Source organism: Mesorhizobium sp. M7A.F.Ca.CA.003.01.2.1, assembly GCF_003998945.1.
Classification (GTDB): Bacteria; Pseudomonadota; Alphaproteobacteria; order Rhizobiales; family Rhizobiaceae; genus Mesorhizobium; species Mesorhizobium ciceri.
This window is the reverse complement of sequence record NZ_RZRA01000804.1, coordinates 1-771: the sequence shown is the minus strand read 5'-3', so window position 1 is coordinate 771 and position 771 is coordinate 1. Positions and strand designations below refer to the sequence as shown.

At 63.0% G+C, this 771-nt stretch carries 1 protein-coding gene and 1 pseudogene; both read right to left on the bottom strand.

Annotation, left to right across the window (positions count from 1 at the left end):
* A partial coding sequence (locus EN969_RS25820; protein ID WP_245467502.1) for an SGNH/GDSL hydrolase family protein occupies positions 1 to 530 on the bottom strand: 530 nt, incomplete at its 3' end.
* A gap of 89 nt (positions 531 to 619) precedes the next feature.
* Positions 620 to 771, bottom strand: a pseudogene (locus EN969_RS36270) (ABC transporter permease); the annotation flags it as partial.

Sequence of the window (771 nt, the reverse complement as noted above, 5' to 3'; positions counted from 1 at the left end):
ATGAAATCCGCCATCGCCTTGTACTGCCTGGCCAGGTCCCTGGATTTTTCGTGCCCGCCGCCGAACATGCCCTCGAACCATGGATCGGGCATCGGGGTCAGCGGCGGCGGCGCAATGACCAGCGCCTTGGGGGCCGGATAAGGGGTGCCGATGCCGCCGGCACTGGTCAGGATCTGCCCGACCAGTTTCGCCATTCCATTGGCGATCTCATAAGGCGTCCGGCGGAAATAGGACTTGGTGTCGTTGGTGCCGAGCATGACGATGACCAGGTCCAGCGGCAGATGGCTGGCGATGGCCGAGGGCAGGTAGTTCGCCCCGTTCAGGCGCGGATCGTTGGGGTCGTCGAGACATGTCGTGCGCGCGCTCAGGCCTTCCTCGATGATGTGGTAGCCCCCTCCCAGCGCCGCCGCCATCACACCGGTCCAGCGCTGGTCATAGGGGTAGCGGTAGGTCGGCGACCCCTCCTTGACCGGAACCCAGCCCCAGGTCAGCGAGTCGCCATAGCACATGATGTTTTTTGGCGGTGACATCCATGTTTCTCCATCTGTTTGCAATTGTCTGAACGCGTGGATTTGTCGGTCCCGGCGAACACCGGTCGGCTTGCTTTCGCCGTCTCAGGTCAGGGGTTTCGCACCCGCACTCCGTAGAAGATCGCGGCACCCAGGATGATGACGCCCTGCGCGATGAGCTTGCCGGGCTCGTCGATGCCGAGCACGGTCATCACCACGAACAGCAGCGCAAAGCACAACGCCCCGAAGAAAGGTCCCCAGA